22 protein-coding genes are annotated in these 26,308 nt (G+C 67.0%); 8 read left to right on the forward strand and 14 right to left on the reverse strand.

Translation table 11 applies throughout. The features are described from left to right. Positions 1-732: 732 nt before the first annotated feature. A complete protein-coding gene (gene putA / locus QO207_RS28125) occupies positions 733-4,671 on the forward strand; it encodes a trifunctional transcriptional regulator/proline dehydrogenase/L-glutamate gamma-semialdehyde dehydrogenase (RefSeq protein WP_301535539.1) in 3,939 nt (1,312 codons plus the stop codon). Between the two features lie 308 nt (positions 4,672-4,979). Here the strand turns inward: putA and QO207_RS28130 are convergent, their stop codons facing one another. The 5 genes from QO207_RS28130 to QO207_RS28150 all read right to left on the reverse strand — a co-directional run bounded on the left by QO207_RS28130 (position 4,980) and on the right by QO207_RS28150 (position 10,124). Continuing rightward, the gene (locus tag QO207_RS28130) at positions 4,980-6,149 is read right to left on the reverse strand and encodes an MFS transporter (protein WP_301535540.1); all 1,170 of its coding nucleotides are present in this window, start codon (positions 6,147-6,149) and stop codon (positions 4,980-4,982) included. 122 nt (positions 6,150-6,271) lie between these two features. Then, a complete protein-coding gene (locus tag QO207_RS28135) occupies positions 6,272-6,412 on the reverse strand; it encodes a hypothetical protein (RefSeq protein WP_167523196.1) in 141 nt (46 codons plus the stop codon). A 270-nt stretch (positions 6,413-6,682) separates the two neighbouring features. Beyond that, on the reverse strand, positions 6,683-8,476 hold the full coding sequence (locus tag QO207_RS28140; RefSeq protein WP_301535541.1) for an amidohydrolase family protein: 1,794 nt from the start codon (positions 8,474-8,476) through the stop codon (positions 6,683-6,685). Next, positions 8,473-9,216, reverse strand: a complete 744-nt coding sequence (locus tag QO207_RS28145; protein WP_301535542.1) for a sulfite exporter TauE/SafE family protein — start codon at positions 9,214-9,216, stop codon at positions 8,473-8,475. Before QO207_RS28145 ends, QO207_RS28140 begins: the two co-directional genes overlap by 4 nt. Then, on the reverse strand, positions 9,213-10,124 hold the full coding sequence (locus QO207_RS28150; RefSeq protein ID WP_301535543.1) for a bile acid:sodium symporter family protein: 912 nt from the start codon (positions 10,122-10,124) through the stop codon (positions 9,213-9,215). The genes QO207_RS28145 and QO207_RS28150 overlap by 4 nt, the downstream gene beginning before the upstream one ends. A 190-nt stretch (positions 10,125-10,314) precedes the next feature. Between QO207_RS28150 and QO207_RS28155 the strand changes: the two genes are divergently transcribed. Further along, positions 10,315-11,271, forward strand: a complete 957-nt coding sequence (locus tag QO207_RS28155; RefSeq protein WP_301535544.1) for an AraC family transcriptional regulator — start codon at positions 10,315-10,317, stop codon at positions 11,269-11,271. An 11-nt stretch (positions 11,272-11,282) separates the two neighbouring features. On the opposite strand, the gene QO207_RS28160 is transcribed toward QO207_RS28155, so the two are convergent. Together QO207_RS28160 and QO207_RS28165 are read right to left on the reverse strand one after the other, a co-directional pair. Beyond that, entirely contained in the window at positions 11,283-11,537 is a 255-nt protein-coding gene (locus tag QO207_RS28160; protein ID WP_301535545.1) for a hypothetical protein, read from the reverse strand. 214 nt (positions 11,538-11,751) lie between these two features. Further along, positions 11,752-12,903, reverse strand: coding sequence for a murein transglycosylase A (locus QO207_RS28165; protein ID WP_301535546.1), 1,152 nt, complete (start codon positions 12,901-12,903; stop codon positions 11,752-11,754). 151 nt (positions 12,904-13,054) lie between these two features. Here QO207_RS28165 and QO207_RS28170 point away from each other — a divergent pair, with 151 nt between their 5' ends. After that, on the forward strand, positions 13,055-15,415 hold the full coding sequence (locus QO207_RS28170) for a DNA polymerase II (protein ID WP_301535547.1): 2,361 nt from the start codon (positions 13,055-13,057) through the stop codon (positions 15,413-15,415). A 96-nt stretch (positions 15,416-15,511) separates the two neighbouring features. On the opposite strand, the gene QO207_RS28175 is transcribed toward QO207_RS28170, so the two are convergent. Then, positions 15,512-15,949, reverse strand: a complete 438-nt coding sequence (locus QO207_RS28175) for an Lrp/AsnC family transcriptional regulator (protein WP_301535548.1) — start codon at positions 15,947-15,949, stop codon at positions 15,512-15,514. Between the two features lie 130 nt (positions 15,950-16,079). Between QO207_RS28175 and QO207_RS28180 the strand changes: the two genes are divergently transcribed. Beyond that, positions 16,080-16,973, forward strand: a complete 894-nt coding sequence (locus QO207_RS28180) for a DMT family transporter (protein WP_301535549.1) — start codon at positions 16,080-16,082, stop codon at positions 16,971-16,973. An 87-nt stretch (positions 16,974-17,060) separates the two neighbouring features. Beyond that, the gene (locus QO207_RS28185; protein ID WP_301535550.1) at positions 17,061-18,197 is read left to right on the forward strand and encodes a DUF1615 domain-containing protein; all 1,137 of its coding nucleotides are present in this window, start codon (positions 17,061-17,063) and stop codon (positions 18,195-18,197) included. A 13-nt stretch (positions 18,198-18,210) separates the two neighbouring features. Here the strand turns inward: QO207_RS28185 and QO207_RS28190 are convergent, their stop codons facing one another. Both QO207_RS28190 and QO207_RS28195 read right to left on the reverse strand, forming a co-directional pair. Then, positions 18,211-18,504: a hypothetical protein gene (locus QO207_RS28190; RefSeq protein ID WP_301535551.1), complete on the reverse strand. Its 294-nt coding sequence runs from the start codon at positions 18,502-18,504 to the stop codon at positions 18,211-18,213. Between the two features lie 75 nt (positions 18,505-18,579). Next, a complete protein-coding gene (locus tag QO207_RS28195; protein WP_301535552.1) occupies positions 18,580-19,266 on the reverse strand; it encodes a TetR/AcrR family transcriptional regulator in 687 nt (228 codons plus the stop codon). Between the two features lie 175 nt (positions 19,267-19,441). On the opposite strand from QO207_RS28195, the gene QO207_RS28200 reads away from it, so the two are divergent. From QO207_RS28200 to QO207_RS28210, 3 genes are all read left to right on the forward strand, one after another. After that, the gene (locus QO207_RS28200) at positions 19,442-19,933 is read left to right on the forward strand and encodes a DUF1543 domain-containing protein (protein WP_301535553.1); all 492 of its coding nucleotides are present in this window, start codon (positions 19,442-19,444) and stop codon (positions 19,931-19,933) included. 80 nt (positions 19,934-20,013) lie between these two features. Beyond that, the gene (locus QO207_RS28205) at positions 20,014-20,427 is read left to right on the forward strand and encodes an arsenate reductase ArsC (protein ID WP_301535554.1); all 414 of its coding nucleotides are present in this window, start codon (positions 20,014-20,016) and stop codon (positions 20,425-20,427) included. A 345-nt stretch (positions 20,428-20,772) separates the two neighbouring features. Continuing rightward, positions 20,773-21,768, forward strand: coding sequence for an LLM class flavin-dependent oxidoreductase (locus QO207_RS28210; RefSeq protein ID WP_301535555.1), 996 nt, complete (start codon positions 20,773-20,775; stop codon positions 21,766-21,768). A gap of 363 nt (positions 21,769-22,131) precedes the next feature. On the opposite strand, the gene QO207_RS28215 is transcribed toward QO207_RS28210, so the two are convergent. The 4 genes from QO207_RS28215 to QO207_RS28230 form a co-directional block, all read right to left on the reverse strand. Then, positions 22,132-22,500, reverse strand: a complete 369-nt coding sequence (locus QO207_RS28215; protein ID WP_081516740.1) for a YajD family HNH nuclease — start codon at positions 22,498-22,500, stop codon at positions 22,132-22,134. A gap of 58 nt (positions 22,501-22,558) precedes the next feature. After that, on the reverse strand, positions 22,559-23,014 hold the full coding sequence (locus QO207_RS28220) for a YbaN family protein (RefSeq protein WP_301535556.1): 456 nt from the start codon (positions 23,012-23,014) through the stop codon (positions 22,559-22,561). Further along, positions 22,989-23,588: a biliverdin-producing heme oxygenase gene (locus QO207_RS28225; RefSeq protein ID WP_301535557.1), complete on the reverse strand. Its 600-nt coding sequence runs from the start codon at positions 23,586-23,588 to the stop codon at positions 22,989-22,991. Before QO207_RS28225 ends, QO207_RS28220 begins: the two co-directional genes overlap by 26 nt. Positions 23,589-23,896: 308 nt before the next feature. Next, positions 23,897-26,179, reverse strand: coding sequence for a TonB-dependent hemoglobin/transferrin/lactoferrin family receptor (locus QO207_RS28230; RefSeq protein ID WP_301535558.1), 2,283 nt, complete (start codon positions 26,177-26,179; stop codon positions 23,897-23,899). Between the last annotated feature and the right edge of the window lie 129 nt (positions 26,180-26,308).

Raw genomic sequence — 26,308 nt, forward strand, 5'->3', positions numbered from 1 at the left:
TTGAAATTTCAGGGGCACGAACTAGGCGTCCCCCTGCGAAGGGCCATCCCTGGCCCATCGCAGCTCTCGCGACATCCATGTCGCTCAACCCCTGAAATCCCAATTCAACGAGGCCTCCTGAACGGGGCCGTTCGGAGTGCTCGGAGATTTTTTTCTGGAAGCCTTCACAGCCAAAGCCAAAGCCAAAGGCAAATCGGTGTGCAGGCTCTTGTAGGAGCGGAGCTTCTCCGCGAATCGTCGGCAGGCGATGGTGGCCGGAATCTCCCTGTAACTCCCGTTCCCGCCGTGGTGGCAATCGGTGGATAACCCGTTCCGGGTTATGCGCCCTACGGAACGGCGTAGAAACATCCATTTGCGTAGGAGCGGACTCCGTCCGCGATGTCGCACCGGCAACTCCATTGGCAGGTCAGGCGCGGAGATAAATCTGATCGCGGACAGAGCCCGTTCCTATGCCTGGCCGCACCACCCTGCGCCGGGTTGCACCTTTTCCATCTCTGGCACGAACACTGCTTTCCTCCTGTCGCCCAGCCGGCCCTTGCGGCCTGCAGCCGGGCGAGCCCGTGGCCGTGCTCCGTTTGGTAGCGCCGTGTGTGGGAAATGTCACCGGTTGCACCGGATCTGCGCGTACGACCAAAGGCTTGTTTTTATTGGGTTGCACCTGGTTGCACCTTGGGATTCGGCGGTATAACCTTGCGCCGTTTTCAGGCACACCTTCTAACAACAGGAAGCCCCATGGCCACCACCACCCTTGGCGTGAAGCTCGACGATGCCACCCGCGAGCGCCTCAAGCTGGCAGCCCAGCAACTCGACCGTACCCCGCACTGGCTGATCAAGCAGGCCATCTTCTCCTACCTGGAGCAGGTGGAAGGCGGGCTGACCCCGGCCGAGCAATCCGGCCTGGCCGCGGCGGCGGGCGAGGAGTCGCTGGACGCGCTGAACGAACAAGGGCTGCAGGTCTTCCTCGATTTCGCCGAAAGCATCCTGCCGCAGTCCGTGCTGCGTGCGGCCATTACTGCCGCCTACCGCCGCCCGGAAACCGAGGCATTGCCGATGCTGCTGGACCTGGCCCGCCTGCCGAAAGAGCAGGCCGGCGCCGCCAGCAAGATGGCGCTGGGCATCGCCGAGAAGCTGCGCAACCAGAAGAACGCCGGCGGCCGCCAGGGCCTGGTGCAGGGCCTGCTGCAGGAGTTCTCGCTGTCTTCTCAGGAAGGCGTAGCGCTGATGTGCCTGGCCGAGGCGCTGCTGCGCATCCCGGACAAGGCCACCCGTGATGCGCTGATCCGCGACAAGATCAGCAACGGCAACTGGAGCCAGCACCTCGGCCAGAGCCCGTCGATGTTCGTCAACGCCGCCTCCTGGGGCCTGCTGATCACCGGCAAGCTGGTGGCGACCCACACCGAAGCCGGCATGTCCTCGTCGCTCAACCGCATCATCGGCAAGTCTGGCGAGCCGTTGATCCGCAAGGGCGTGGACATGGCCATGCGCCTGATGGGCGAGCAGTTCGTCACCGGCGAGACCATTGCCGAGGCCCTGGCCAATGCGGCGAACATGGAATCCCGCGGCTTCCGTTACTCCTACGACATGCTCGGCGAGGCCGCGCTGACCGACGAGGATGCCAAGCGCTACCTGGCCTCCTACGAGCAGGCCATCCATGCCATCGGCAAGGCTTCCCATGGCCGTGGTATCTACGAAGGCCCGGGCATCTCGATCAAGCTCTCCGCCCTGCACCCGCGCTACAGCCGCGCGCAGTACGACCGCGTGATGGACGAGCTGTACCCGACCGTGCTCGGCCTGGTGAAGATGGCCCGCGACTACGACATCGGCATCAACATCGACGCCGAGGAAGCCGACCGCCTGGAAATCTCCCTCGACCTGCTCGAGCGCCTGTGCTTCGAGCCGTCGCTGGCCGGCTGGAACGGTATCGGCTTCGTCATCCAGGCCTACCAGAAGCGCTGCCCGTACGTGATCGACTACGTGATCGACCTGGCCAAGCGCAGCCGCCACCGCCTGATGATCCGTCTGGTGAAGGGCGCCTACTGGGACAGCGAGATCAAGCTGGCCCAGGTCAACGGCCTGGAAGGCTACCCGGTCTACACCCGCAAACCGTACACCGACGTGTCGTACCTGGCCTGCGCGCGCAAGCTGCTGGCCGTGCCGGAATCCATCTACCCGCAGTTCGCCACCCACAACGCCCACTCGCTGTCGGCCATCTACCAGCTGGCCGGGCAGAACTACTACCCGGGCCAGTACGAGTTCCAGTGCCTGCACGGCATGGGCGAGCCGCTCTACGAGCAGGTAGTGGGCAAGGTCGCCGACGGCAAGTTCAACCGTCCGTGCCGCATCTACGCCCCGGTTGGCAGCCATGAAACCCTGCTGGCGTACCTCGTTCGCCGCCTGCTGGAAAACGGCGCCAACACCTCCTTCGTCAACCGCATCGCCGACCACAGCATCTCGCTGCAGGACCTGGTGCTGGACCCGGTGCTGCAGGTCGAGCAGATGGCTGCGCAGGAAGGCGCCCTGGGCCTGCCCCACCCGCGCATTGCGCTGCCGCGCGACCTCTATGGCGACTCCCGGCTGAACTCCGCCGGCATCGACCTGGCCAACGAGCACCGCCTGGGTTCGCTGTCCTCGGCGCTGCTGTCGAGCACCAACACCGTCTACGTCGCCGAGCCGATGCTGGGCCTGGCCGACGCCGTGCCGGGCGAGGCGCAACCGGTGCGCAACCCAGCCGACCTGCGCGACGTGGTCGGTCACGTGCGTGAAGCCAGCGAAGCCGACGTCAACAATGCGATCCTCGGCGCGCTGTCCAGCGCGCAGATCTGGCAGTCGACCCAGCCAGCCGAGCGCGGTGCCATCCTGCAGCGCGCCGCCGACCTGATGGAGGCCGAGATCCAGTCGCTGATGGGCGTACTGGTGCGCGAATCGGGCAAGACCTTCGCCAACGCCATCGCCGAAGTGCGCGAGGCGGTGGACTTCCTGCGCTACTACGGCGCCCAGGCCAGCACCCACTTCGCCAACGACAGCCACCGCCCGCTGGGCCCGGTGGTCTGCATCAGCCCGTGGAACTTCCCGCTGGCGATCTTCAGCGGCCAGGTGGCCGCCGCCCTGGCCGCCGGCAACACCGTGCTGGCCAAGCCCGCCGAGCAGACTCCGCTGATCGCCGCGCAAGCCGTGCGCATCCTGCTCGAAGCCGGCGTCCCCGCTGGTGCCGTGCAGCTGCTGCCGGGCCGTGGTGAAACCGTTGGCGCCCGCCTGGTAGGCGACGAGCGCGTGCGTGGCGTGATGTTCACTGGCTCCACCGAAGTGGCCGGCATTCTCCAGCGCAACATCGCCGGCCGCCTCGACGCCCAGGGCCGCACCATCCCGCTGATCGCCGAAACCGGCGGCCTCAACGCGATGATCGTCGACTCCTCGGCGCTGGCCGAGCAGGTGGTGGTGGACGTGGTCAACTCCGCCTTCGACAGTGCCGGCCAGCGCTGCTCCGCGTTGCGTGTGCTGTGCGTGCAGGAAGATGCCGCCGACCGCGTGGTGCAGATGCTCAAGGGCGCCATGGCCGAGTACCGCGTCGGTGCGCCGGAGCGCCTGCACACCGACATCGGTCCGGTGATCGACGAGGAAGCCAAGGGCAACATCGACAAGCACATCCAGACGATGCGCGACAAAGGCCGCAAGGTGTTCCAGAGCGCCCGCGTGGACGCCGAGGAAATCAAGCGCGGCACCTTCGTGGTGCCGACCCTGATCGAGCTGGACAGCTTCAGCGAGCTCAAGCGCGAAATCTTCGGCCCGGTGCTGCACGTGGTGCGCTACCAGCGCGCCGACCTGGGCCAGTTGCTCGCACAGATCAACGAATCCGGCTACGGCCTGACCCTGGGCGTGCATACCCGCATCGACGAGACCATCGCTCAGGTCGTCGGTACCGCCCATGTCGGCAACCTCTACGTGAACCGCAACGTGGTCGGCGCCGTGGTCGGCGTGCAGCCCTTCGGGGGTGAAGGCCTGTCCGGCACCGGTCCGAAGGCCGGCGGCCCGCTGTACCTGTACCGGCTGCTGTCGACCCGCCCGCAGGATGCGGTGGCCAACCAGCTCAAGGGCGACGGCGCCCAGGCACTGCCGCGTCCGAAGGATGCCCAGCAGGCCGTGGACGCACTGACCAAGTGGGCAGGGCAGAAGGACACCGCCCTGGCGACCCTGCTCGGCGGCTACGGCGAACTGGCGCAGAGCTTCACCCAGCAGGTGCTCACCGGCCCGACCGGAGAGCGCAACACTTACACCCTGCTGCCGCGCGAGCACGTGCTGTGCCTGGCGGAAGACCGTGCCGACCTGCTGGCCCAGCTGGCCGCCGTGCTCAGCGTCGGCAGCCGCCCGCTGGTGGCCGAGTCCAACGCTGCCGTGGTCAAGGAACTGCCGAAGGAAGTCGCCCAGCGCATCGAGCTGGTGGCTGACTGGAGCGCGACCGACAAGGTGTTCGACGCGATCCTGCACCACGGCGATTCCGACCAGCTGCGTGCTGTCTGCGAGCAGGCCAGCCAGCGCAAGGGCGCTATCGTTGGCGTCACCGGGCTGAATCGCGGGGAGACCGACATCCCGCTGGAACGACTGCTGATCGAGCGCGCGCTGAGCGTCAACACCGCCGCTGCGGGCGGCAACGCCAGCCTGATGACCATCGGCTGACGACGGTGTCGGAAGCGCCTTACCGGGCGCTTCCGGCCAGTTTTATGGCCGCACCTGCGGCCACCCGGCCTGTCAGCCCTCGGGCGGAGCTACCCGCTCCCGGCAGGCCGTTTCCCTCGCGCTTCCTGCGCAATCCGTCTCGGGCGCCATGCCTGGCACAACGGCGGGGCTATCCGCTCCGCCGCCTCCTTTTCAATCCGGAATGTCGCCGCCTCTTGCAGGGGACGCCCGATTTCAAACCTTGCGTAGGAGCGGACTCTGTCCGCGATCGCTCACCGGCAACTCCTTCGTCGGCTCGCGAACGCTGTTCAGGCGTGGCGCAATACTGAGCGTCGCAGAGATGCGGCCGCTGTCGCCACGAACAACCCGGCGGCGAGCGCCAGCGCGACCGGTACGCCCTGCGGGCCGAGGTCCATCAGGCTGCCGCTGAGCAGCGGCCCGAGCAGGCTGCCGACGCCCCAGAGCATGCCGGCGGCAGCGTTGGCGGTGACCAGGTCGCGGCCACGGAAGCGCTGGCCGATCAGCACCAGCGCCAGGGTGTAGACGCCACCGGCCACCGCGCCCAGCAGCATCAGCGCCGGCCACAGCAGCGACGGCTGGCTGATCAGCCACGGCAGGGCGAGGCCGATCAGCATGGCGCCGACACCGCAGCCCAGGTGCAGGGTCGAGCGGTCGAGGCGGTCAGAAAGCCAGCCCAGCGGCAACTGGAACAGCATGTCGCCGAGCAGGATCACCGTCGCCATGAACGCGGCGATGCCCACTGCATAGCCGTGGCTGGAGGCGTAGACCGGGAAGAGCGAGAGCACCACGCTGTCGAAGAAGGAAAAGAACAGCACGCCCATGCACAGTGCCGGGGCAACCCGCAGGAAGCCGGCCAGGGAGAAGCTGCGCGGTTCTTCCACGTGCTCGTGGATGCCTTCCTCGGGCATGGCGAAGGCCACGGTGGCCAGGGCGATCAGGTGCCCGGCGCTGACCAGCAGCACCACCCAGGGTGTCTGCGCGCCGAGCAGCGCCACCAGGGTCGGGCCGAGCAGCTGGAAGGCGGTGAAGCTGGTGGCATAGAGGGCGACGATGGTGCCGCGATTGTTCTCGCCGCACAGTTCGTTGACCCAGGCTTCGCCGAGGATGATCGCGATGCCCATGCCGACGCCCAGTGCCAGCCGCGCGGCGGCCAGCAGCCAGAGGGAATGGCCGCTGAACTCGATGGCCGCGGTGCTCGCGATACACAGCACGAAGCACAGCAGGTACAGGCGGCGCCGGCTCATCAGTTGGCAGGCGCGGTCCACCAGGGTAGCGGCGAGGATCATGCCGGCCGCCGGCACGGCCGAGAGGATGCCGATCTGCAGCGCGCTGGCGCCGTTGTCCAGCAGGCGCAGCGCCACCAGCGGCAGCGTCGCGCCCAGGCTCAGGCCGACGATGGAGACGGCGAACAGCAGCACCGCGAGAAGCGGCTTGTTGAGGGGGCTCGGGGTATTCATGGAAACCTTCTCTTGCCCGGGCGCTCCAGCGCCGGGCATGCAAATGCAGACGCGCCCATCGGCGGCTGCCGGTGGGCGGAATCGGATTGCGGAAATGCCGGCGCGAGGGCGCGGCCTCCGGCTCAGCAGCCGGCGGGCGGGGAGAAGGTGAAGGCGAACAGCACGCTGCGGCGACGGCGCAGCACCGTGTCAATCTTGCGTACGCGCGGGGGCTCTCGCAGCAGGGCGAGGCTCGGGTCGGCGAAGCGGTAGAACGGGGTCATGGTGCAGGTAGTACGGGGGATGTAGGAAACCGCGCACTCTAGTGAGTGTGCGGCAGGGCGTCAATCTCGGCCAGCCGCACGGTCGGCCAGCGTGCGCATCGCCATGAGGGAGCTTCTGCGTAGGATGGCGTGGAGCGCAGCGATACCCATCAACTGCCGGCAAGGCCGGCGTCAATCGGGTTCGCGAGCAAGCTCGCTCCTACGAAAGGCGTGTGAAGGAGCGAGGCGGATGCCATCGTTATTGCTCGCGAACCATAGCGGGCAGCATTACTACCGGCCGAATGCCGGTTCCCCCGCAGGCACCTCCTGCGGCCGACTCAGCACATCTCGCCCCGGCAGGAACCGCCCGAAACCACGCTCCTTGCCCAATGCCTCGGGGAAGCCGCCGTCGCGCCGATACGCCACGCGGCCATTGATCAGGGTGGCGTCCACCGCATCGTCGTTGCGCTTCACCAGCCGTGTCAGGCCGATGACTTCCATGGGCGCTTCGCAGACGTCGTCCAGCTCATCGGTCAGGCCGGCCGGGTTGACCACCACCAGGTCGGCGCGGTCGCCCACGCGGATGTAGCCGGCATCGATCCCGGCGAAGTCCGCCAGCTCGCCGGTCAGGCGGTGCACCGCGCGGCCGGTGTCCATGAAGCTCTGCCCGGCCAGTTCGGCATCGCGCACGTACTTGAGCATGCGCAGCGGGAAGTTGTACTGCGCATGGGAGGCCAGGTGCGCGCCGGAGTCGGCGAAGCCGGGCTGGGTCCAGGGGCTGGCCAGCAGCTTGCCCATGATTTCCGGGCGGTGGTTGCCGTAGCAGGTGGTCCACTTGAGGTCATTGCGGTACTGGCCGGCCAGCTCGAAGAAGGCGTCCACCGGGTCCAGCCCGCGCTCGCGGCCGATGTCCTCGAAGTTGCGCCCGATCATTGCGGCGTCCGGGCATTCGCGCACCCAGCAGTCGGACAGGTTGCGGTGCCACAGGCCGAGGCTGAGGGTGGCCTTGATGTCCTTCTTGAAGCGCTCGCGGAAGGCCGGGTCCTGGATGCGCGTGTAGAGCTCTTCCGGGTCCTTGATGTCGCGCAGCACTTCGCCGGCGCCGAACTCTTCGAAGCCGTTCATGTTCAGCCCCTCGATGCGCACCACGAAGGGTGCGGGCAGGGTCTGCCAGCGGTAGCGGCCGCGCAGCAGGCGGTTGGCGACCCAGCCGGAGGCGCGGGTGATGCGGTGCATGAACGGCTGGGATTTCAGGTCCAGCGCGGTGAGCATCGAGCACTTGAGCGGGCGGCGGAACCAGCCGTGGGCCTGGTAGAGGAAGGCGAACACGTTGATCTTGGTGACCGCATTGGGCGCGCCCTGCATCAGCGCATTGCGCCGGCGCAGCACGGCGAACAGGCGGGAGAACTCCCTCCAGCTGGCGAAGGTGGAAGGCAGCGGGCTGGACCAGGCGCGATCGCCGTCCATCTTGTCCAGGCGCGTGGTCATTACCGAAAGGCCGAAACAGCCGGCGTCCAGCGCCTGTTCCAGCAATTCTTCCATGCGCTGCAATTCGGCTTCGGTGGGCTTGGCGCCGCTGATGGCGCGCTCCAGGCCCATCACTGTGACGCGCAGCTCGGAGTGACCGAGGAAGGAGCAGAGGTTCGGCCCCAGCGGCTGCTGGTCGTAGAAGGCGCGGTAGCCCTTGGCATCCTTCCAGGTGCGCTTGTCGCGCAGGATCGGCAGCACCTGCTCGCGCGGCACCGCTTCGACACGGGTGAACAGGTCGGAGCAGTCCTCGGCCTCGCCGAGCACCATGCTGATGGAGCAGGAACCGACCGACACGGTCGTCACGCCATGGCGTACCGATTCCTTCAGTGCTGGAGCGGCGATGGCCTCGGCGTCGTAGTGCGAGTGGATTTCCAGGAAGCCGGGGGTGACCCACTTGCCGGCGGCGTCGATGACCTGCGCGCAGCCGCTCTCGTCCAGCGGGCTGACGCTGAGGGTGTCGATGCGCCCGTCCTTGATGCCGACGTGGCGCAGGCTGCCGGGGGCATCGCTGCCGTCGAAGTACAGGCCGTTCTTGATGATGATGTCGTAGCTCACAGGAGGCTCCAGGGCGACAGCAGCAGGACGCCGCTGACCAGCAGCAGGCAGTGGATGGCGAGGCGGAAGTGCTGTTCCTCGAAGCGGTGATGCAGGCGTTCGCCCAGCCACACGCCGAGCAGCAGCAGGGGCGCGTAGGCGAGCACCTGGGGCAGCGCCGGGCGCAGGCGGCCGTCGAGGAGGAAGGCGAGGGTCAGCAGGCCGTTGAGGGTGAACCAGACGCAGACCAGGGTGGCGCGCAGGTGGGTCTTGTCCAGCGGGCGGGTCGACAGCGCGTAGACCAGCAGTGGTCCGCCGGAAGCGAACAGGCCGTGACAGACCCCGGCGGCGCCGGTGGCCAGGCGCACGACCCAGTTCGGCGTTCTGCCGCGCTCCGGGGCGCTGGCGCGCAGGCGCCACAGCTCGCGCCCGGCAAACCAGAGGATCAGCACGCCGAGGCCGCGCTTGAGCGGTTGTGGGTCCAGGTGTGGCAGCAGCAGGTAGCCGATCAGCATGCCGATGAGCATCCCCGGCAGCACGGTGCGCAGCAGCAGGCGCGTGTCGATCAGGCGGTGATGGCGCCAGCACAGGTAGCCGGTCATGCCGATGTTCAGCGGCACCAGGATCGGCAGCAGCGTCTCGATGGGCATCAGCAGCGCACCGAGGGACAGGGCGATCACCACGCTGCCGAAGCCGGTGATGGCTTCCAGGGTGTAGGCCAGCAGGATGAAGCCGCCGAGGGCGATGGCGGGCGCATTCATGAGGCGGTCACCGCGGCTGCACGGGGTTCGCGGCGTGCCCAGAATTGCGCCAGCAGCAGCCCGGAGAACAGCTGCCAGCAGCCCCAGAACGCCGCTATCAGCAGCATGCCGCCGGCCTGCGGGAAGAAGGTGAGGATCAGCGCCATGCCCAGTGCGGAGTTGTGGATGCCGCTTTCCAGGGTCACCGCGCGCACATCGGCGTCAGGCAGCTTCCACAGCCGCGCGCAGGTGTAGCCCAGCAGCAGCGCAGTGCCGTTGAGCAGCAGCACCAGCCAGAAGAACAGGTGGAAGTAGCCCATGAACTGCTGGAAGTTCTTGGCGAAGGCCATACCGACGAAACCGAGCATCACCAGCAGCGACAGTTGCCGCAGCGGCTTCTCCAGGCGCTGCGCGAGCTGCGGTTTGTGTCGGCCCAGGGCCATGCCCAGCAGCATCGGCAGGATCAGCACCAGTACCACCACGCCGACCAGTTCCAGCGGGTCGATGTGGATCTGCGTGAGGCGGTCGCGGGTCGCCGGGTTCAGCCCGGCGTAGAGGGCGAAGTTCAGCGGGGTGAAGATGCCTGCGCTGAGCCCAGACACGGCGGTGACGCTGGCCGATACCGCGACGTTGCCGCGGGCCATCCAGGTCATGATGTTGGAGAAGGTGCCACTGGGGCAGGTAGCGACCAGGATCATGCCCAGCGCCAGTTCCGGATCGATGGGCAGGAGGATGGTCAGCAGGCAGGTGGCCGCCGGCAGCAGCAGGAACTGCACCAGCATGCCGATGGCCGGGGCCTTGGGCTGGCGGAGGATGCGAGTGAAGTCGTCGCGGCGCAGTTCCAGCGATACGCCGAACATCATCAGGGCGATGGTGGCGTTCAGCGCGATCATCGAGCCGCCGGAGAATTCGAGATGGACTTCAGGCATCGCCATTCTCCCGCAGTGAATGGGCGGGGAATGGCGAACAGGCAGTAGCCGGCGGCACGGGCGCGGCTCCGGTTTCAATCAGCATGCAAGGCGACTCTTGTTTGTATTTATCGTTGTAATTGGCAAGCATAGGGCAGCGTTACCGCCTGGTAACGGCTCAATCGGGACCTTCGCCGGTTAATTCGGGACCATGTCGCACACCATTACCGTTCATTACGCCCAGGGCATCCTGCAGGCAGCCCAGCGCCTGGGGCTGCCCGTGCCCGCCGAACTGCAGGCGGCCAGCCTGGAGCCGCGCATTCCGCTGCAACGCCAGGACGCCTTCTGGGAAGCCATCTGCGCCGCCTCGGGCGATCCGCTGCTGGGTCTGCGCCTGGGCAGTGCGCTGCAGGTGGGACATCTGGACATGGTTGGTGCGCTGCTGATGAGCTGCGAGCACTACGGCGAGGCGCTGGAGGCCCTGCTGGAGTACTACCCGATCATCGCCGAGGGCAGCGAGTTCCAGCGCGAGCAGGACGCGATCCTGGTAAGGCTGGTCTATCGGCCCAGCTACGTCGTGCGCCGCGAGGAACGTGTGGAAGCCGCGCTGGCCAGCCTGGTGCACCTCACCCGCTGGATCACTGGCGACCGGGTGAAGCCGCAGCGACTGGCGCTGAGCCACGCCGCGCGGGGCGAACCCTCACGTTATGGGGAATTGCTGGAGTGCCCGGTGGATTTCGCCTGCGCCGAGAATGCGCTGAGCTTCGCCGTGGCCGATCTCGATGTGCCGCTGATCCAGGCCAACGCGCTGATGCGCGAGCACCTGCGCGCGCTGGCCGATGCGCAGCTGGAACGCCTGGGCGCGCAAAGCCTCGCAGCACGCGTGCAGCAGCTGCTGCGGCAGAACCCGCGCTGGGGCAAGGAAAAGCTGGCCGAGCAGCTGGAGCTCAGTGGCCGGCATCTCAACCGCAAGCTGGCTGACGAAGGCACCAGCTTCAAGCTGCTGCGCGAGCAGGTGCTGCATGCCATGGCCGAGCAACTGCTGCGCGAATCGCCGCGGCTGAGCGAAGTGGCTGAGCGCCTGGGTTTCTCCGACGAGAGCGCCTTCGCCAAGGCCTTCCGCCGCTGGAGCGGGATGACGCCAGGGCAGTTTCGCCAGGGCGGCTGAGTCGTCGTCCTTTAGCGGCGCGAATGATCCATCACGGCCAGGGCCTGGGCGGCCGGCAGGTCCAGACGCTGCTGCATGGTCTGCGGCATGGGTTGGTGGTGCTGGATCACGCCGGTGCCGGGCAGCTTGTGGACGAAGAACTGGTCGGCGCCGACGAACACCAGGATCAGGGCGATGGCGCCGATCCAGCAGAGCAGGTCGTAGTCGAGTGGCCAGCCGCGGTTTTGCCGTTGCGAGCGAAGGGGAGGCTGTTGCTTGATTTTCATGACAATCACCGCGATCTGGTTGCTGGGAGGTTTTCCAGGACCGGGCGCTGTGCCGGGGTGTGCCTGGATTCGCCAACCATTCTGCGAAAGGCGGTGAAGGCGGGGATTCAGGGGGTTCTGTAGGAAGGGTAGGAATTACCTTTGTATGAAGTTTCCGGCGCCGACCTCGGGCGGGTAGCGTTCGAGGTCGGCGCACGCCTGGCGTGCGGGAAGATCAGGCCCCCGGCAGCGCCTTGTCCTTCGGCCAGAGCAGCCACAGCTGGCCGTCCTGCTTCATGTGCCCGGCCAGCTCGCCGGCCGCATCGCCGGTGCCCCAGAACAGGTCCGCGCGCACTTCGCCGACGATGGCGCCGCCGGTGTCCTGCGCCGCCACCGGGCGCACCACCGGCGCGCCGTCCGGGCGGGTGGTGGAGAGCCACATCAGGCTGCCCAGCGGGATCACCTTGCGGTCGATGGCCACGCTGTAGCCGGGGGTCAGCGGCACGTTCAGCGAGCCGCGCGGGCCTTCGTTGCTGTCCGGGCGCTGGCTGAAGAATACGTAGCTGGGGTTGCTCGCCAGCAGCTCGTCGACGCGCTGCGGGTGGGCGCGGGCCCAGTCGCGGATGCGCGCCATGCTGACTTCTTCCTTGCTCAGCTCACCCTGTTCCACCAGCCAGCGGCCCACCGGCTTGTACGGCCGGCCGTTCTGGTCGGCGTAGCCCAGGCGCAGCTGGCGACCGGAGGCGAGCTGCACGCGGCCCGAGCCCTGGATCTGCAGGAACTGCAGGTCCATCTGGTCCGGCAGCCAGGCCAGTACCGGCGCATTCACGCCATCGCGGCGGATGCCGGCGGCGTCGGCGTAGGGCACCAGGGTGTTGCCTTCGAGCTTGCCGCGCAGGCGCTTGCCCTTCAGCTCGGGATAAACGCTGTCCAGGGCCACGGTCACCAGATCCTTGGGCACGCCGTAGACCGGCACGCTGTGCTTGGCGTCGCGCTGCTGGCTGCCGCGGTAGACGGGCTCGTAGTAGCCGGTGATCAGGCCATTCTTGCTGCCTTCCCCTGAGCGCAGCTGGTAGGGCTGCAGGTGCGCCTGCATGAACTGGCGGATTGCCGGGGCGGAGGCCGGCACGCTGGCGGCGTCGGCGCAGGTTGCGGCCCAGGTGTCATCCTTCTTCAGGCGCACCGCGCAGGCCGAGCGCCAGGCGTTGAAACCCTGCAGCACATCGTTGTCGGCGGTCTGAGGAAGGTCCGACCAGGCGGCCTTGGAATAGGTGGGCGCCTGGGCTTCTTCGGGCTTTTTGCCGAACAGGCCGCAGCCGGAGAGCAGGGTGGTGAAACACAGGGTAGCGAGGAGAGGGCGGGTCCAGTGGCGGGACGAATCGGTCACGGGCGAGTCCTGGCAGGCAAACGAAAGCCCGCTAGCTTGGGCAGACGCGGGGCGTGCGTCAAACGCATCGGTCGGATTTACACGCCTTGCAACGAATCCGCGGGCGGACCGGTAGAATGACGTTCTGATTCGACAGACGGGTGGTTAGAGCGTGGAGGCAAGGCAGGGTTTCGTCCTGACCCGACATTGGCGGGATACACCCGAAGGCACCGAGGTGGGTTTCTGGCTGGCCACCGATGACGGACCCCGGCACGTATTGCTGCCGCCGCAGACTTCGGTGGCCTTTGTGCCGGCCGAGCAGCGCTCCCGCGCCGAGAAGCTGCTGGCCGGCGAACGCGGCGCCGAACTGCGCCCGCTGGGCCTGCGCGACTTCCAGCAGCGCCCGGTGCTGGGCCTCTACTGCCAGCAGCATCGCCAACTGATGAACCTGGAGAAGAAGCTGCGCGAAGCCGGCGTCGAGGTGTTCGAGGCGGACATCCGCCCGCCCGAGCGCTACCTGATGGAGCGCTTCATCACCGCCCCGGTCACCTTCAGCGGTGAGCCGGACGCGGGCGGCAGCACCGTCACCGCACAACTGCGCCCGGCGCCGGAATACCGGCCGAAGCTGAAGCTGGCCTCGCTGGACATCGAAACCAACRYCCGYGGCGACCTCTATTCCATCGCCCTGGAAGGCTGCGGCCAGCGCCAGGTGTACATGCTCGGCCCGGCCAATGGCGTCGACGGTGAGCGTGACTTCGAGCTGGAATACTGCGACAGCCGCGCGCAACTGCTGGAACGCCTSAACCAGTGGCTGGCCGAGCACGAYCCCGACGCCATCATCGGCTGGAACCTGGTGCAGTTCGACCTGCGCGTSCTGCAKGAGCAYGCCMAGCGCCTGGAGATTCCCCTGCGCCTGGGCCGTGGCGGCGACGAGATGGGCTGGCGCCAGCACGCATCGTCGAACCACTACTTCGCCGCGGCCGCTGGGCGGCTGATCATCGACGGCATCGAGGCGCTGCGCTCGGCGTTCTGGAGCTTCCCCTCGTTCAGCCTGGAGAGCGTCTCGCAGCAACTGCTGGGCGAGGGCAAGTCCATCGACAACCCCTACGACCGCATGGCCGAGATCGACCGCCGCTTCGCCGAGGACAAGCCGGCGCTGGCGAAATACAACCTCAAGGACTGCGAGCTGGTCACGCGCATCTTCGACAAGACCCGCATCCTCGACTTCCTGCTCGAACGCGCCAGCGTCACCGGGCTGCCGGCGGACCGCAGTGGCGGCTCGGTGGCGGCCTTCACCCACCTGTACCTGCCGCCGATGCACCGGCTCGGCTACGTCGCGCCGAACCTTGGCGGCAAGGCGCCGGAGGCCAGCCCCGGCGGCTTCGTCATGGATTCGCGGCCGGGGCTCTACGAGTCGGTGCTGGTGCTGGACTACAAGAGCCTGTACCCGTCGATCATCCGCACCTTCCTGATCGACCCGGTGGGTTTGGTGGAAGGTCTGAGCGACCCGTCGGACGCGGCGTCGATCCCCGGCTTCCGCGGCGGGCGCTTCTCGCGCACCCAGCACTGCCTGCCGGCCATCGTCGAGCGCGTCTGGCAGGGCCGCGACGCCGCTAAGCGCGAAGGCAACGCGCCGCTGTCCCAGGCGCTGAAGATCATCATGAACGCCTTCTACGGTGTGCTCGGTTCCAGCGGCTGCCGCTTCTTCGACCCGCGCCTGGCTTCGTCCATCACCATGCGCGGCCACGAGATCATGCGCCGCACCCGCGAGCTGATCGAAGGGCAGGGTCACCGGGTGATCTACGGCGATACCGATTCCACCTTCGTCTGGCTCGGCCGCGCTCACGACGAGGAGCAAGCCGCTGAGATCGGTCGAGCGCTGGTGCGCCACGTCAACCAATGGTGGGTCGAGCACCTGCGCGAGGAATACGGGCTGGAGAGCGCACTGGAAATCCAGTTCGAACGGCACTTCCGGCGCTTCCTCATGCCGACCATCCGCGGCGCCGAAGAGGGCAGCAAGAAGCGCTATGCCGGCCTGGTGCGGCGTGATGATGGCAGCGACGAGATGGTCTTCAAGGGCCTGGAAACCGTGCGCACCGACTGGTCACCGCTGGCCCAGCAGTTCCAGCAGGAGCTGTACCTGCGCATCTTTCAGCGTCAGCCATACCGGGACTACGTGCGCGACTACGTGAACCGCACCCTGGCCGGCGAACAGGATGACCTGCTGATCTTCCGCAAGCGCCTGCGCCGCCAGCTCGGCGACTACGAACGCAATGTGCCGCCCCATGTACGTGCCGCGCGTATCGCCGACGACTACAACGAGCGCAACGGTCGCCCGCGCCAGTACCAGCGCGGCGGCTGGATCAGCTACGTGATCACCGTCAACGGCCCGGAACCGCTGGAAACCCTCGCTTCGCCCATCGACTACGACCACTACGTCAGCCGCCAGCTGCAGCCCATCGCCGACGCCATCCTGCCGTTCGTGGGCGACGACTTCAGCGCGCTGGTCGACAAGCAGATGGGCTTGTTCTGACCACGAACGTAGGGCGCATAACGTCCCAGGCGTTATCCGCCGCCGGGGGGAGACGGCGGATAAAGCGTTCCGCTTTATCCGCCCTAAGCTCCGGCTTCACGCCATCGGCGGCAAGCGCCGCTTCACCGGGCTCTTCTTGACGATGGCGGTGTTGGTCTCGGCGAAGCCGTTGAGGTGGTCGAGGATTTCGTCCAGCTGCTCCATGGAGCGCACGCACATACGGGCGTAGAAGCAGTCCTCGCCGGTGACCTTGTCGCACTCGGTGAACTCGGGGATCGCCAGGATCTGCCGCTCCACTTCCTGCAGCTTCCCCGGCAGCGGGCGCACGCGAACGATGGCCTGCAACTGGTAGCCGAAGGCGCGCGGGTCGACGTTCACCGTGTAGTCGGTGATCACCTGGCGCTCCTCCAGCTTGCGCAGGCGCTCGGCGACGCTGGGGGAGCTGAGACCGCTGGCCTGGGCCAGGGCCTTGAGGGAGAGGCGCGAGTCTGCCATCAGCGCGGCGATCAGCAACTGGTCGATATCGTCGGTCATTGCGGCCTCGAAAGGTGAAGTTGAAGAATGGCCTTGATAGTAAAGGTGATCGGCAGTATTTGCCTCTGCGAGGCGATGGAGTGCGCGAGTCGGCCTGTTCATACTGGTCACCAACAAGCGGAGGTGAACCATGAACGAGCCAATCAGACGCGGCACCCTGGAAATGATCAGCGCCATGCTGATCTGCGGCACCATCGGCTGGCTGGTGGTGGTCTCCGGCCAGCCAGTGCTGGACGTGGTGTTCTGGCGCTGCGTGTTCGGCGCCGCGACCCTGCTGGTGATCTGTGCGGCCATGGGTTTCCTGCGCCCCGGCATTCTCACTCGCGCCACCTTCGGCCTGGCGCTGCTCAGTGGTGCGGCCATCGTCGGAAACTGGGTGCTGCTGTTCGGCTCCTACTCGCGGGCGTCCATCGCCATCGGTACGGCGGTCTATAACGTGCAGCCGTTCCTGCTGGTGCTGCTGGGGGCGCTATTCCTTGGCGAGAAGGTGACGGCACAGAAGCTGGCCTGGCTCGGCGTTTCCTTCCTCGGCATGCTGGCCATCGTCAGTGCCCACGGCGAGGCGGGGCAGGTGGGCAGCGACTATCTGGGCGGCATCGCCCTGGCCCTCGGCGCGGCGGCCCTGTATGCGCTGGCGGCGCTGATCATCAAGCGCCTGACTGGCGTGCCGCCACACCTGATCGCGTTGATCCAGGCGGTGACCGGCGTCCTGCTGCTGGCGCCCTGGGCCAACCTGTCGTCGCTGCCGCAGGCCACCAGCGCCTGGGCCAGCCTGGCGACCCTGGGCATCGTGCATACCGGCTTCATGTACGTGCTGCTCTACGGGGCGATCCAGCGGCTGCCGACCGCGCTGACCGGCGCGCTGTCGTTCATTTACCCGATTGCGGCGATCTTCGTCGACTGGTTCGCCTTCGGCCACCGCCTGACGCCGCTGCAATGGCTGGGCGTGGCCGCCATCCTGCTGGCCGCTGCCGGCATGCAGCGGGGCTGGAGCCTGAACCTGCGGCGCCTGGCCTGGCGCTGAAGTCCGTGCTTGCCTGAGAATGCCCAGGGAACCCGAGCTGCCGAGCGAGGGTCCTGTAGGCGGCGACACTCAAGCAAGGATCGGACTATGACTGCGGCTGCCCTGACGGCAGATTCATTCAGCCTGAAAAGGCCTTCGGCACGACTCATTCATCTGCTCGGCGTGGCTGCGCTGCTGGCACTGGCCGGTTGCGGCAGTCGTGCGCCCAGCGTCGCGGAGCCGACACCGGCCGAGGTGCGCGGCAAGCTGGCCAAACTGATTCCCGCCGGGGCGACAGATCGCCAGGGCTGGGCGACGGACATCCAGGTAGCTTTCACCACCCAGCGCATCCCGGCGACCACCGAGAACCTCTGTTCGGTAATCGCGATTACCGAGCAGGAGTCCAACTTCAAGGCCGACCCGCCGGTGCCGGGGCTGGGCAAGATCGCTCGCGCCGAGATCGACCGGCGCGCCGGCAAGCTGCACGTGCCGGGCTTCCTGATCGATACGGCGTTGGCGCTGAAGTCGCCGAACGGGCGCAGCTACAGCCAGCGCCTGGCCAGTGCGAAGACCGAGAAGGAGCTGAGTGCCATCTTCGATGACTTCATCGGCGGCGTGCCGCTCGGCCAGCAACTATTCGGCCGCTTCAATCCGGTGCATACCGGCGGGCCGATGCAGGTCAGCATCGAGTTCGCCCAGGCCCACGCCGATGGCTATCCCTACGCGGTGGACGGCAGCATCCGCCGCGAGGTGTTCAGCCGCCGCGGCGGCATGTACTTCGGCACCCTGCACCTGCTCGGCTACCCGGTGAACTATCCGCGCCAGCTGTACCGCTTTGCCGATTACAACGCCGGCTGGTACGCCAGTCGCAACGCCGCGTTCCAGCGGGTGGTGATGGACCTCACCGGGATCACCCTGGCGCTGGATGGCGACGTGATTCTCTACGGCAGCTACGACGCCGGCAGTACCGAGACGGCGGTGCGCAAGCTGGGGCCGAAGCTGGGCATGAGCGAGCGGGAAATCCGCCGCGACCTGGAGCTGGGCGACAAGCCGGAGTTCACCAAGTCGGAGCTTTACACCAAGGTCTTCGAACTGGCCGAGCGCGCCGCTGGCAAGTCGATGCCGCGGGCGATGCTGCCGGGCATCATGCTGCACAGCCCGAAGATCACCCGCCAGCTCACTACCGCCTGGTTCGCCCAGCGCGTGGACGAGCGCTACCAGCGCTGCCTGACTCGCGCGCCCTGAATCCAGGCTCGGATCAGTCGCCCTCGGCCGCCTGGCAGACACCGTGGGCGCCTTTGGGGCCGGTGTAGGAGACGGTGGCGCTGCCGTCGTCATTGACGCTGATGGAGACGGTGACGCCTTCTCCCTTGGCCTCGATGAACTTGTCGTTGCTCTGTTTGACCTTGGCCTGCTTGCCGTTGATGTAGACCGGCCCGCCCTCGTCGGTGTGGACCTGGATATCGTCGGGGCAGTCGTAGTTGAGCATGGGGATGGCGGCAAAGGCGGGCTGCACAACGATCATCGATACAGCGATCAGTAGCGGTTTCATGGCGTCTCCCTGGGAATGCGGGCACGGCGCGCGGCCGTGCGGACAGTCTCAGCGTAGTGCAGACGCTGCCAGGCGCTACAGCGGTAGCGGGCGCAGGCGCGAAGCCGCTTCCGGCTCCGGCGCTGTGCCACGCAGGACCAGGCGGGTGATGGTCGCCGCGGCAGCCTCGAAGTCGTCGCCATCGGGCTGCGACTTGCCGGTGATCATCGCGATCTGCCAGTCGAAGTCCACGTAGGTGCGGGTGGCGGCGGAAATGCTCAGCAGCAGGTGCTGCGGGTCCACCGGGGCGAGCAGGCCGCGGTCGATCCAGGCGGCCAGGCAGTCGAGGCTGCGGTGTGACTCGGCGTGCAGGCGCTGCAGCCATTCCGGAGGCAGGTGCGGTGCGCCGTGGAGCATTTCGCTGGCGAAAACCTTGTAGGCGTGCGGCCACTGGCGGGCGATGTGCAGGCGCGCGCGGATGTGCGCGGGCAGCGCCCAGGCCGGGTCGTCGCACTCGCGCAGCAGCGCCGAGGCTTCCAGCACGGCGTCCACCACGTTCTCCAGCAGGCGCAGGTAGAGGTTCTCCTTGCTCTGGAAGTAGTAGTAGACGTTGGACTTGGGCAGGTCGGCGCGGCTGGCGATGTCCTGGGTCTTGGCGGCGGCGAAACCCTTGTCGGCGAATTCTTCGCCGGCGGCGATGAGGATGCGCTGGCGGTTGCGGTCACGGATGCTGAGGGCAGGACGCTGGCGGCGGCGCGTCGGGGCGGTCGCGGTCTGGGGCATGGGAAACATCGGGGCAGTCATACGGGGCTTCAGAATATACTTTTCTATATAGCGGTTGCCCAGCCATCTGCTGTCCGCTCGTCTTGCTGGCCGCTGGCCATTTATCCGCCATTAGATTGAACCTGCCGTATGACGGATCTGTCAGAGCCAGTCAGAAACCTGGGAAGGGGCTGAAATGCTGTTCGTAGTCATGCTGGGCGGACGCCATCCGCGTGCCCGGATCGAGGTCCATGACGTGGTCTTCGTCATCGGCGACAACCTGAAATCCACCTACGCGCAATTGCGCGAGGCCTGGTTCGGCAGTCCGGACGGGCTGCACATCGATTCCTGGCTGGAGGTGGACGGGGTGGAGGCTTATCGCGTCGAGTTCGGCGACGCGATGCCAGCGCCGGGCGATCTGCGGCTGTACTTCGTCAACCTCGGCGGCTACGAGCTGGGCAGCTTCGGCGAGGCGCACCAGTACGTGCTGGTGGCCGCGCGCGATGCCGCCGACGCCAAGACCCGCGCCAAGCGCCGCATGCCGCGCAACTGGGACAAGGCGCACACCGACGCGGTGATCGACGTCGACGACTGCATCGCCATCGACCAGGTCGGCGGCCGCTACGTACACCTGGTGGAAGGCGAAAGCCGCGGCATCGTGCAGCGCAGCGACTACATCGTGTTGTGAGCCTTCACGCCGCTGACACGGCTCTGTCATAAAACCTGACGTATAAGGGGCGCAGAGCCGCCCCCCGCGCCGAGGTAGAGATGACCGAGAAACGCCGAGTCCTGTTCGTCTGCGTCGCCAACGACGCGCGCTCGCCCATGGCCGAGGCGCTGCTGCGACACACCGACGGCGAGCACTTCGAAGCCTTCAGTGCGGGTATCCACCCGACCGCCATCGACCCGCGCGCCCGCGATGTGCTGGAGCACGCGGGGATTTCCGTCGAGGGCCTGCGCAGCAAGTCCATCGACGAATTCCGTGGCCAGCACTTCGACTACCTGATCGACCTCTGCGACAAATCCACCGACGAGGGCGACGAACTGCCCACGTCCAGCGAAGTGATCGTGTGGAATTTCGTCGACCCGGCCCACAGCGAGCAGCACGACCCGTTTCGCCACACCCTGCAGGAAATCAGCGATCGCCTGAAACTCTTCGAAATGGTGAAGAACCGCGACTGAAGTTTCCGGCGATGGAAAAGCAGAAAGCCCGCAATGGATGCGGGCTTTCTGCTTCGTAGGCCACCGGAATTCGCCGTTGCCCGGGGAGGATTGGAGGTGGATTCCGGTAGAGATGGGGTGCTGGTCCTTCAGCACGAGGGCGATTCTGGCGGTACGGGATGACAGGCAGGTGACTGTCCGGTGAACAGGTGATGGCAATGCGCTGGCGTTGCTGTATCACTGGGCGGCATGACTACTATCGACTCCGACAAGTGGTCAGGCGGGGACTGCCTCGATAGAGTCACCGTCAAAGTCATGTCCGCGGCGTTGCAAGTCGGCGCCTGCGTGACCCGAATCGGAGTGCCTATGAAGTCCCTGTCAGATATTGCCTTCTCCATGCTCGACCTGGTGCCCGTGCGCGACCAGGGCACCGCTGCCGAGGCGTTGAACAACGCCGTCGCGGTTGCCCGGCACGTCGAGCGCCTGGGCTTCAGCCGCTACTGGCTGGCGGAGCACCACAACATGGACGGCATCGCCAGCTCGGCCACCGCCGTGCTGATCGGCCACATCGCCGGCAAGACCGAGCGCATCCGCGTTGGCTCCGGCGGAGTGATGCTGCCCAACCACCCGCCGCTGGTGGTGGCGGAGAACTTCGGCACCCTGGAAACCCTGTACCCCGGCCGTATCGACCTGGGCCTGGGCCGCGCGCCCGGCGCCGACCAGGCGACCATGCGCGCTCTGCGCCGCGACCGCCTGGGCGATGGTGCGGATTTCCCCGAGCAGGTCGCCGAACTGGAAATGCTCCTCGGCCCGCGCCGCTCGCAGCAGTCGCTGCTGGCGATTCCAGGGGAGGGCACCAACGTGCCGATCTGGCTGCTGGGTTCCAGCCTGTTCAGCGCCCATCTGGCCGCGCAGAAGGGCTTGCCCTATGCCTTCGCCTCGCACTTCGCCCCGCGCTACCTGCACGATGCGCTGCGTATCTACCGCGAGAACTTCCAGCCCTCGGCGGTGCTCGACAAGCCCTACGCCATGATCGGCGTGCCGCTGGTGGCCGCGCCGACCGACGAGGAAGCCGAGTACCTGGCGACTACCGCCTTCCAGCGCGTGCTGGCGCTGATCCGTGGCGACAGCCTGAAGCAGAAGCCGCCGGTGAAGAGCATGGCCGGCCTGTGGCTGCCCCATGAGCAGGATGCGGTGGGCAATTTCTTCGGCCTGGCGGTGATCGGCGGCCCGGAGAAGGTGCGCAGCCGCCTGGAAGTCCTGCTGGAGCAGACCGGCGTGGACGAGATCATCTTCACCAGCGATATCTATGACCACGAGCTGCGCCTGCGCTCGTTGGAGATCGTGGCCGGCCTCAAGTAGCAGGGCCTGTCGCAGGTTGCTCGCGAATGGCCTCGCAGCGGGGCTGGTTCGCGAGCAAGCTCGCTCCTACAGGTGAGGTGTTGTGCCGGTCGTAGGAGCGGACCTTGTCCGCGAAGTCCTGCGCGGAGGACCCCAAACCCACAGCGATGCGCCGAAGCACGGCGCCCATCTGTAGGAGTGCGCCATGCGCACGATCGCGGGCATGGCCCGCTCCTACAGGGAGACCGGTGCGTCCGAGAATGGCGTAGGAGCGGACTTTGTCCGCGATGGTGTCTGGCGCGATGCAGGCCAAGCGCAGACGGAGTCCGCTCCTGTCCATCCGCCTGCATCGGCAGAAAACTGCGGCAGCAAATGCGGGAGGCTTCAGGCCTCGCCGTCGTCCTTCTTCTTCAAAAGGTCCGCCAACCCGGCCAGTCCCTTGTGGGTGACCTTCGGCCCCTTGGCGCCGGCGTCGTTGCTGTTCTGGTAGTGCAGGTCGACCTGGCGCTGGTGTTCGTTGTCGTGGCAGAACAGGCAGAGCAGCTCCCAGTTGGAGCCGTCCTCGGGGTTGTTGTCGTGGTTGTGGTCACGGTGGTGGACCGTCAGTTCGCGCAGGCGCACGCCGCTGAATTCGCGGGCGCAGCGGCCGCAGATCCAGGGGTACATCTTCAGGGCTTTTTCGCGGTAGCTGGTTTCGCGGCGGCGCTGGGCTTCGGCGAGGACGGCGTCGACTTTGCTGGTGGGCTGGTTCATGGCTCGTGGCAGAGGTATGGAATCGGACTTCCAGCATAAGTCCGGAGCCGCGCGCTGACTACGGCCTGGGCGTATCCGGTCGCGACCAGATCCACAGATTGCCAACCGCCATGCCGAGGATCACCGCGTACAGCCAGAGGCCGTGGGGCAGGGTGATCAGCATGATCGCCAGGGCAGCGAGCATCGCCAGGCTGGCGCTGATCTTTGCGCGGCGCGCGACGGCGCGGCCGTTGCGCCAGTTGTGCAGGATCGGGCCGAACAGCCGGTGGTTCTCCAGCCAGGCGGACAGGCGCGGCGAACTCTTCGACGCAGCCCAGGCGGCGAGCAGGACGAACTCGGTGGTCGGCAAGCCCGGCACCACCAGCCCCACCATGCCCACGCCCAGGCTGGTGTAAGCCAGCAGCGCAAAGGCCAGGCGCGCCAGGCGCGAGCGGGCGGGGCGGAAGGGATTGCCGCGCGCCGCGTCTAGCGGCGCGCGCGTTCCAGCGTCAGACGGCGGCAGGAGCGCTGTCATAGCTGTGTTGCAGCAGTTGCGAGAAGCGCTCGAAAGCCGCCACGGCGCCGGCTTCGGCTTCGCGTTCTTCGGCTTCGCTCAGTTCCAGGCCGTCGAGGGTGCGGGTGAAGCGCTTCCAGCCTTCGGCGCGGCCGCCTTCGGGCTCGCCCAGGTGGCGGGCGCCGGTGTTCTCGTCCAGGCCCAGCGCGGCAACGCGCTTGATCAGGAAGGCGGCGCCGAGCTTGGAGCCTTCGGAGACGAACAGCCAGCCCAAGGCATGGGCCTGGCTCGGATGGCTGATGGCGCCGGCGACCGGAGCGGGCACTTCGGTGTCGAGGTCGGCCAGGTCCAGGCGCGCCTGTTCGGCGCGGCAGCGCTGTGGCAGGTCGGGGAAGATCTTGCCCAGCTCGGCGTCCTGGTACAGGGCCTGCAGTTCGGACTGGAACAGGTACTGGGCGACCACGAAGCGGGCGAAGCGCTCGCGGCTGGAGAAGGGCTCGCGGGCCTTCACGGCGTGGTCGAGACGCTCGTGGGGGGCGTGGGTCAGCGCGTTCAAGCGCTGCGAGCGCAGGGCAGGGAGTTCCAGGGTGGTCATGTGCAATTCCTTGAAATTACAGGTCTTTACAGACGAGACGAACGAGATCGGGGAAAGCGTAAAGATTGTCGGGTGTTCACCGGGTGGTGCCGGAGCGAAGCAGGTTCGCGAGCAAGCTCGCTCCTACAGGGGGCGCCTTTCGTAGGAGCGAGCTTGCTCGCGAACAGCACCGGCAAGAGACTCACCAGAAGCCCCGCGCCAAGACGACTTTGTAGGGCGCATAACGCGCCAGCGTTATCCGCCATCTGGAGGCGGCGGATAACCTGTTCCAGGTCATGCGCCCTACGTTCAGGCAGGGCGCTTGCCCGTCAGATATCCCACACCAGGTTGACGGCGAAGTTGCGGCCCGGCTGGGTCAGGCGGTCGAGGTTGGCCGGGGCCAGTACCGAGGCTTCGCCAACGCCGTCGTAGCCGCGCACGTCATCCCACAGCCAGTACTTCTTGTCGGTGAGGTTGTAGAGGCCGGCGTTGAGGGTCAGGTCGTCGGTCAGCTTGTAGTAGCCGGTCAGGTCGAGGATGCCGAAGCCCGGGGTCTTGAACTGGCTGCTGGTGCCGTCGGGAGCGTTGAACTGGCTGTCGTCCACGCGATCCTTGCGCTTGACCAGGGTCCAGTCGAGCAGGGCGCCGTAGCGGCCGGCCTGTTCGTCGTAGCCCAGGCCGAATACGCCGGTGAGCGGGTTGACGCTGTTGATCGGCTCGCCGGTGTCCTTGTTGCGGCCGTAGGCGTAGGCCACCGAGCCCTTGGTGTAGAGGCCCTGCGGCGCGCCGAAGGCGCCCAGTTCCAGGCGACCCTTCAACTCCACGCCCTTGATGATGGCGTGCTTGATGTTGTTGCTGGTGAAGGTCGGCTCGGAGTAGCCGGGGGTGATGGCGTCTTCGTTGATGAAGTCGCGGTACTTGTTATAGAAGGCCGCGACGTCGAACGAGCCTTCCTCGAAGTTGCCGCGCAGGCCGGTTTCGTAGCTCTGGCTGCGTTCCGGGTCCAGGTCCGGGTTGGGCTCCACGCGGTAGCCGGTGGTGGGGTTGTCGAAGCGGCCATACAGCGCCTTGGCGGTCGGGGTACGGAAACCCTGGGCGTACTGGCCGTACCACAGGTAGTTGTCGTTGAACGCGTAGGTCACGCCGAGCTTGGGCGAGAGCTGGTGCCAGCTCTTGCTTTCGCTGCTGACATCGCCTTCGCCGCTCTGGTCGACGGTGCGCAGGAATTCCTCGGTGATGTGCGGGTCCAGGCGGGTGTGGTCGTAGCGCAGGCCGGGCAGGAAGGTCCAGTCGTTCCAGCGGATCTCGTCCTGGGCGAACAGGGCGTAGGTATCGATGGTCGGGTCCGGGAAGTCGCTGCTGCGGGCCAGACGGTCGGAGGCCACCGAGCTCGGGCCGCCGATGGTGGTGCAGGTACGGCTGACGGCCAGGCAGGTGGCGTCGCCTTCGCGGTAGCCGGTGACCTTCTGGCGCTTGAGGGTGGTGCCGTAGGTCAGCAGGTGGTCGGTGTCGCCCAGGGCGAAGGCCTTGTCCATCTGCAGGTCGAGCACCCACTGGCGCTCCTTGTACTGGGTCTCGCGGGTACGCAGCACCTGGCGGGTGATGGGGTAGTAGAACTCGTCGGTGCTCTGGTCGGTCTTGGCGATCTGGTAGTTGAAGGTCCACTTCAGGTGATCGGCCACCGCGCTGTCCAGCAGCATCTGGTGTTCCAGGCCGTAGCGCTCGCGGGTGATGGTGTCGTTGCCGGTGCGCCACTGGTACATGCCGCCGGGCAGCACGCTGTTGGGGATGGTCGGCGCGCCGTTGAAGTACGGGCCGCCGTAGGCGCTCTTCTGGTCGGTGTCGACGTCGTCCTTGTACTTCTCGTAGACCAGGCCGAAGCGGCTGCCTTCGGCGTAGTTCCAGCCCAGCTTGGCCAGCACGTTGGTGGTGCGCACGTCTTCCGGGTTGGCTTCGGTGCGCGACAGGCCGGTGCCGCCGGTGCTGCCGTAGGATTCGGTTTCGTGGCCGTTGCGCTGGCTCAGGTGCAGCAGGCCGTCGAAGTCATCGTGGCGGCCGGCGACGGTGGCGGAGGTCAGCCAGCTGTCATCGGCGGAGCTGTAGCCGGTCTTCAGGCGCGCGCCGACGTCCTGGCCGTCCTTGATGATGTCGTCCGGATCGAGAGTGAAGTAGCTAACCGCGCCGCCGATGGCGTTGCTGCCGTACAGCGCCGAGGCCGGGCCGCGCAGCACTTCCACGCGCTTGACGATTTCCGGGTCGACGTAGTTGCGCTCGGTCTGCGCGTAGGGGCCGTTGAAGAAGCTGTTGGGGATCTCGACGCCATCGATCTGCGTCAGCACGCGGTCGCCGTCGATGCCGCGGATGTTGTAGCCGGTGATGCCGGCGCGGTTGCCGGTGCCGCCGACGGAGACGCCGGGCATGTCGCGCACCAGTTCCTTGATGTTGTTGACGTTCTTGCGGTCCAGTTCTTCGCGGCCGACGACATTCACAGTGCTAGGCACCGAGGTGACGCTCTGTGCCTGGCGGGTGGCGGTGACGGTGAGCGGCTGCATCTCGGCGACGGAGGAGAGATTGCGCTCCAGCACCACGTTGCGCGGGCCGAGCTGGCGCACGCTGAGGCCGGTGCCGCCGAGCAGGGTCTTCAGCGCGCGCTCCGCCGGCAGGCGGCCGCTGACGCCCGGGGATTCCACGCCATTGGCCAGGTCGGCGGCCACGCCCACCTGCCAGCCGGTGACCGCGCT

The sequence above is a fragment of the Pseudomonas sp. CAN1 genome, from assembly GCF_030462585.1.
Classification (GTDB): domain Bacteria; phylum Pseudomonadota; class Gammaproteobacteria; order Pseudomonadales; family Pseudomonadaceae; genus Pseudomonas.

Bases quoted from the DNA above. Each gene is read 5' to 3' on its own strand.
- putA (WP_301535539.1), top strand. From the start codon at position 733: ATGGCCACCACCACCCTTGGCGTGAAGCTCGACGATGCCACCCGCGAG.
- QO207_RS28130 (WP_301535540.1), bottom strand. From the start codon at position 6,149: ATGAATACCCCGAGCCCCCTCAACAAGCCGCTTCTCGCGGTGCTGCTG.
- QO207_RS28135 (WP_167523196.1), bottom strand. From the start codon at position 6,412: ATGACCCCGTTCTACCGCTTCGCCGACCCGAGCCTCGCCCTGCTGCGA.
- QO207_RS28145 (WP_301535542.1), bottom strand. From the start codon at position 9,216: ATGAATGCGCCCGCCATCGCCCTCGGCGGCTTCATCCTGCTGGCCTAC.
- QO207_RS28150 (WP_301535543.1), bottom strand. From the start codon at position 10,124: ATGCCTGAAGTCCATCTCGAATTCTCCGGCGGCTCGATGATCGCGCTG.
- QO207_RS28155 (WP_301535544.1), top strand. From the start codon at position 10,315: ATGTCGCACACCATTACCGTTCATTACGCCCAGGGCATCCTGCAGGCA.
- QO207_RS28160 (WP_301535545.1), bottom strand. From the start codon at position 11,537: ATGAAAATCAAGCAACAGCCTCCCCTTCGCTCGCAACGGCAAAACCGC.
- QO207_RS28175 (WP_301535548.1), bottom strand. From the start codon at position 15,949: ATGACCGACGATATCGACCAGTTGCTGATCGCCGCGCTGATGGCAGAC.
- QO207_RS28180 (WP_301535549.1), top strand. From the start codon at position 16,080: ATGAACGAGCCAATCAGACGCGGCACCCTGGAAATGATCAGCGCCATG.
- QO207_RS28185 (WP_301535550.1), top strand. From the start codon at position 17,061: ATGACTGCGGCTGCCCTGACGGCAGATTCATTCAGCCTGAAAAGGCCT.
- QO207_RS28190 (WP_301535551.1), bottom strand. From the start codon at position 18,504: ATGAAACCGCTACTGATCGCTGTATCGATGATCGTTGTGCAGCCCGCC.
- QO207_RS28195 (WP_301535552.1), bottom strand. From the start codon at position 19,266: ATGCCCCAGACCGCGACCGCCCCGACGCGCCGCCGCCAGCGTCCTGCC.
- QO207_RS28200 (WP_301535553.1), top strand. From the start codon at position 19,442: ATGCTGTTCGTAGTCATGCTGGGCGGACGCCATCCGCGTGCCCGGATC.
- QO207_RS28205 (WP_301535554.1), top strand. From the start codon at position 20,014: ATGACCGAGAAACGCCGAGTCCTGTTCGTCTGCGTCGCCAACGACGCG.
- QO207_RS28210 (WP_301535555.1), top strand. From the start codon at position 20,773: ATGAAGTCCCTGTCAGATATTGCCTTCTCCATGCTCGACCTGGTGCCC.
- QO207_RS28215 (WP_081516740.1), bottom strand. From the start codon at position 22,500: ATGAACCAGCCCACCAGCAAAGTCGACGCCGTCCTCGCCGAAGCCCAG.
- QO207_RS28220 (WP_301535556.1), bottom strand. From the start codon at position 23,014: ATGACAGCGCTCCTGCCGCCGTCTGACGCTGGAACGCGCGCGCCGCTA.
- QO207_RS28225 (WP_301535557.1), bottom strand. From the start codon at position 23,588: ATGACCACCCTGGAACTCCCTGCCCTGCGCTCGCAGCGCTTGAACGCG.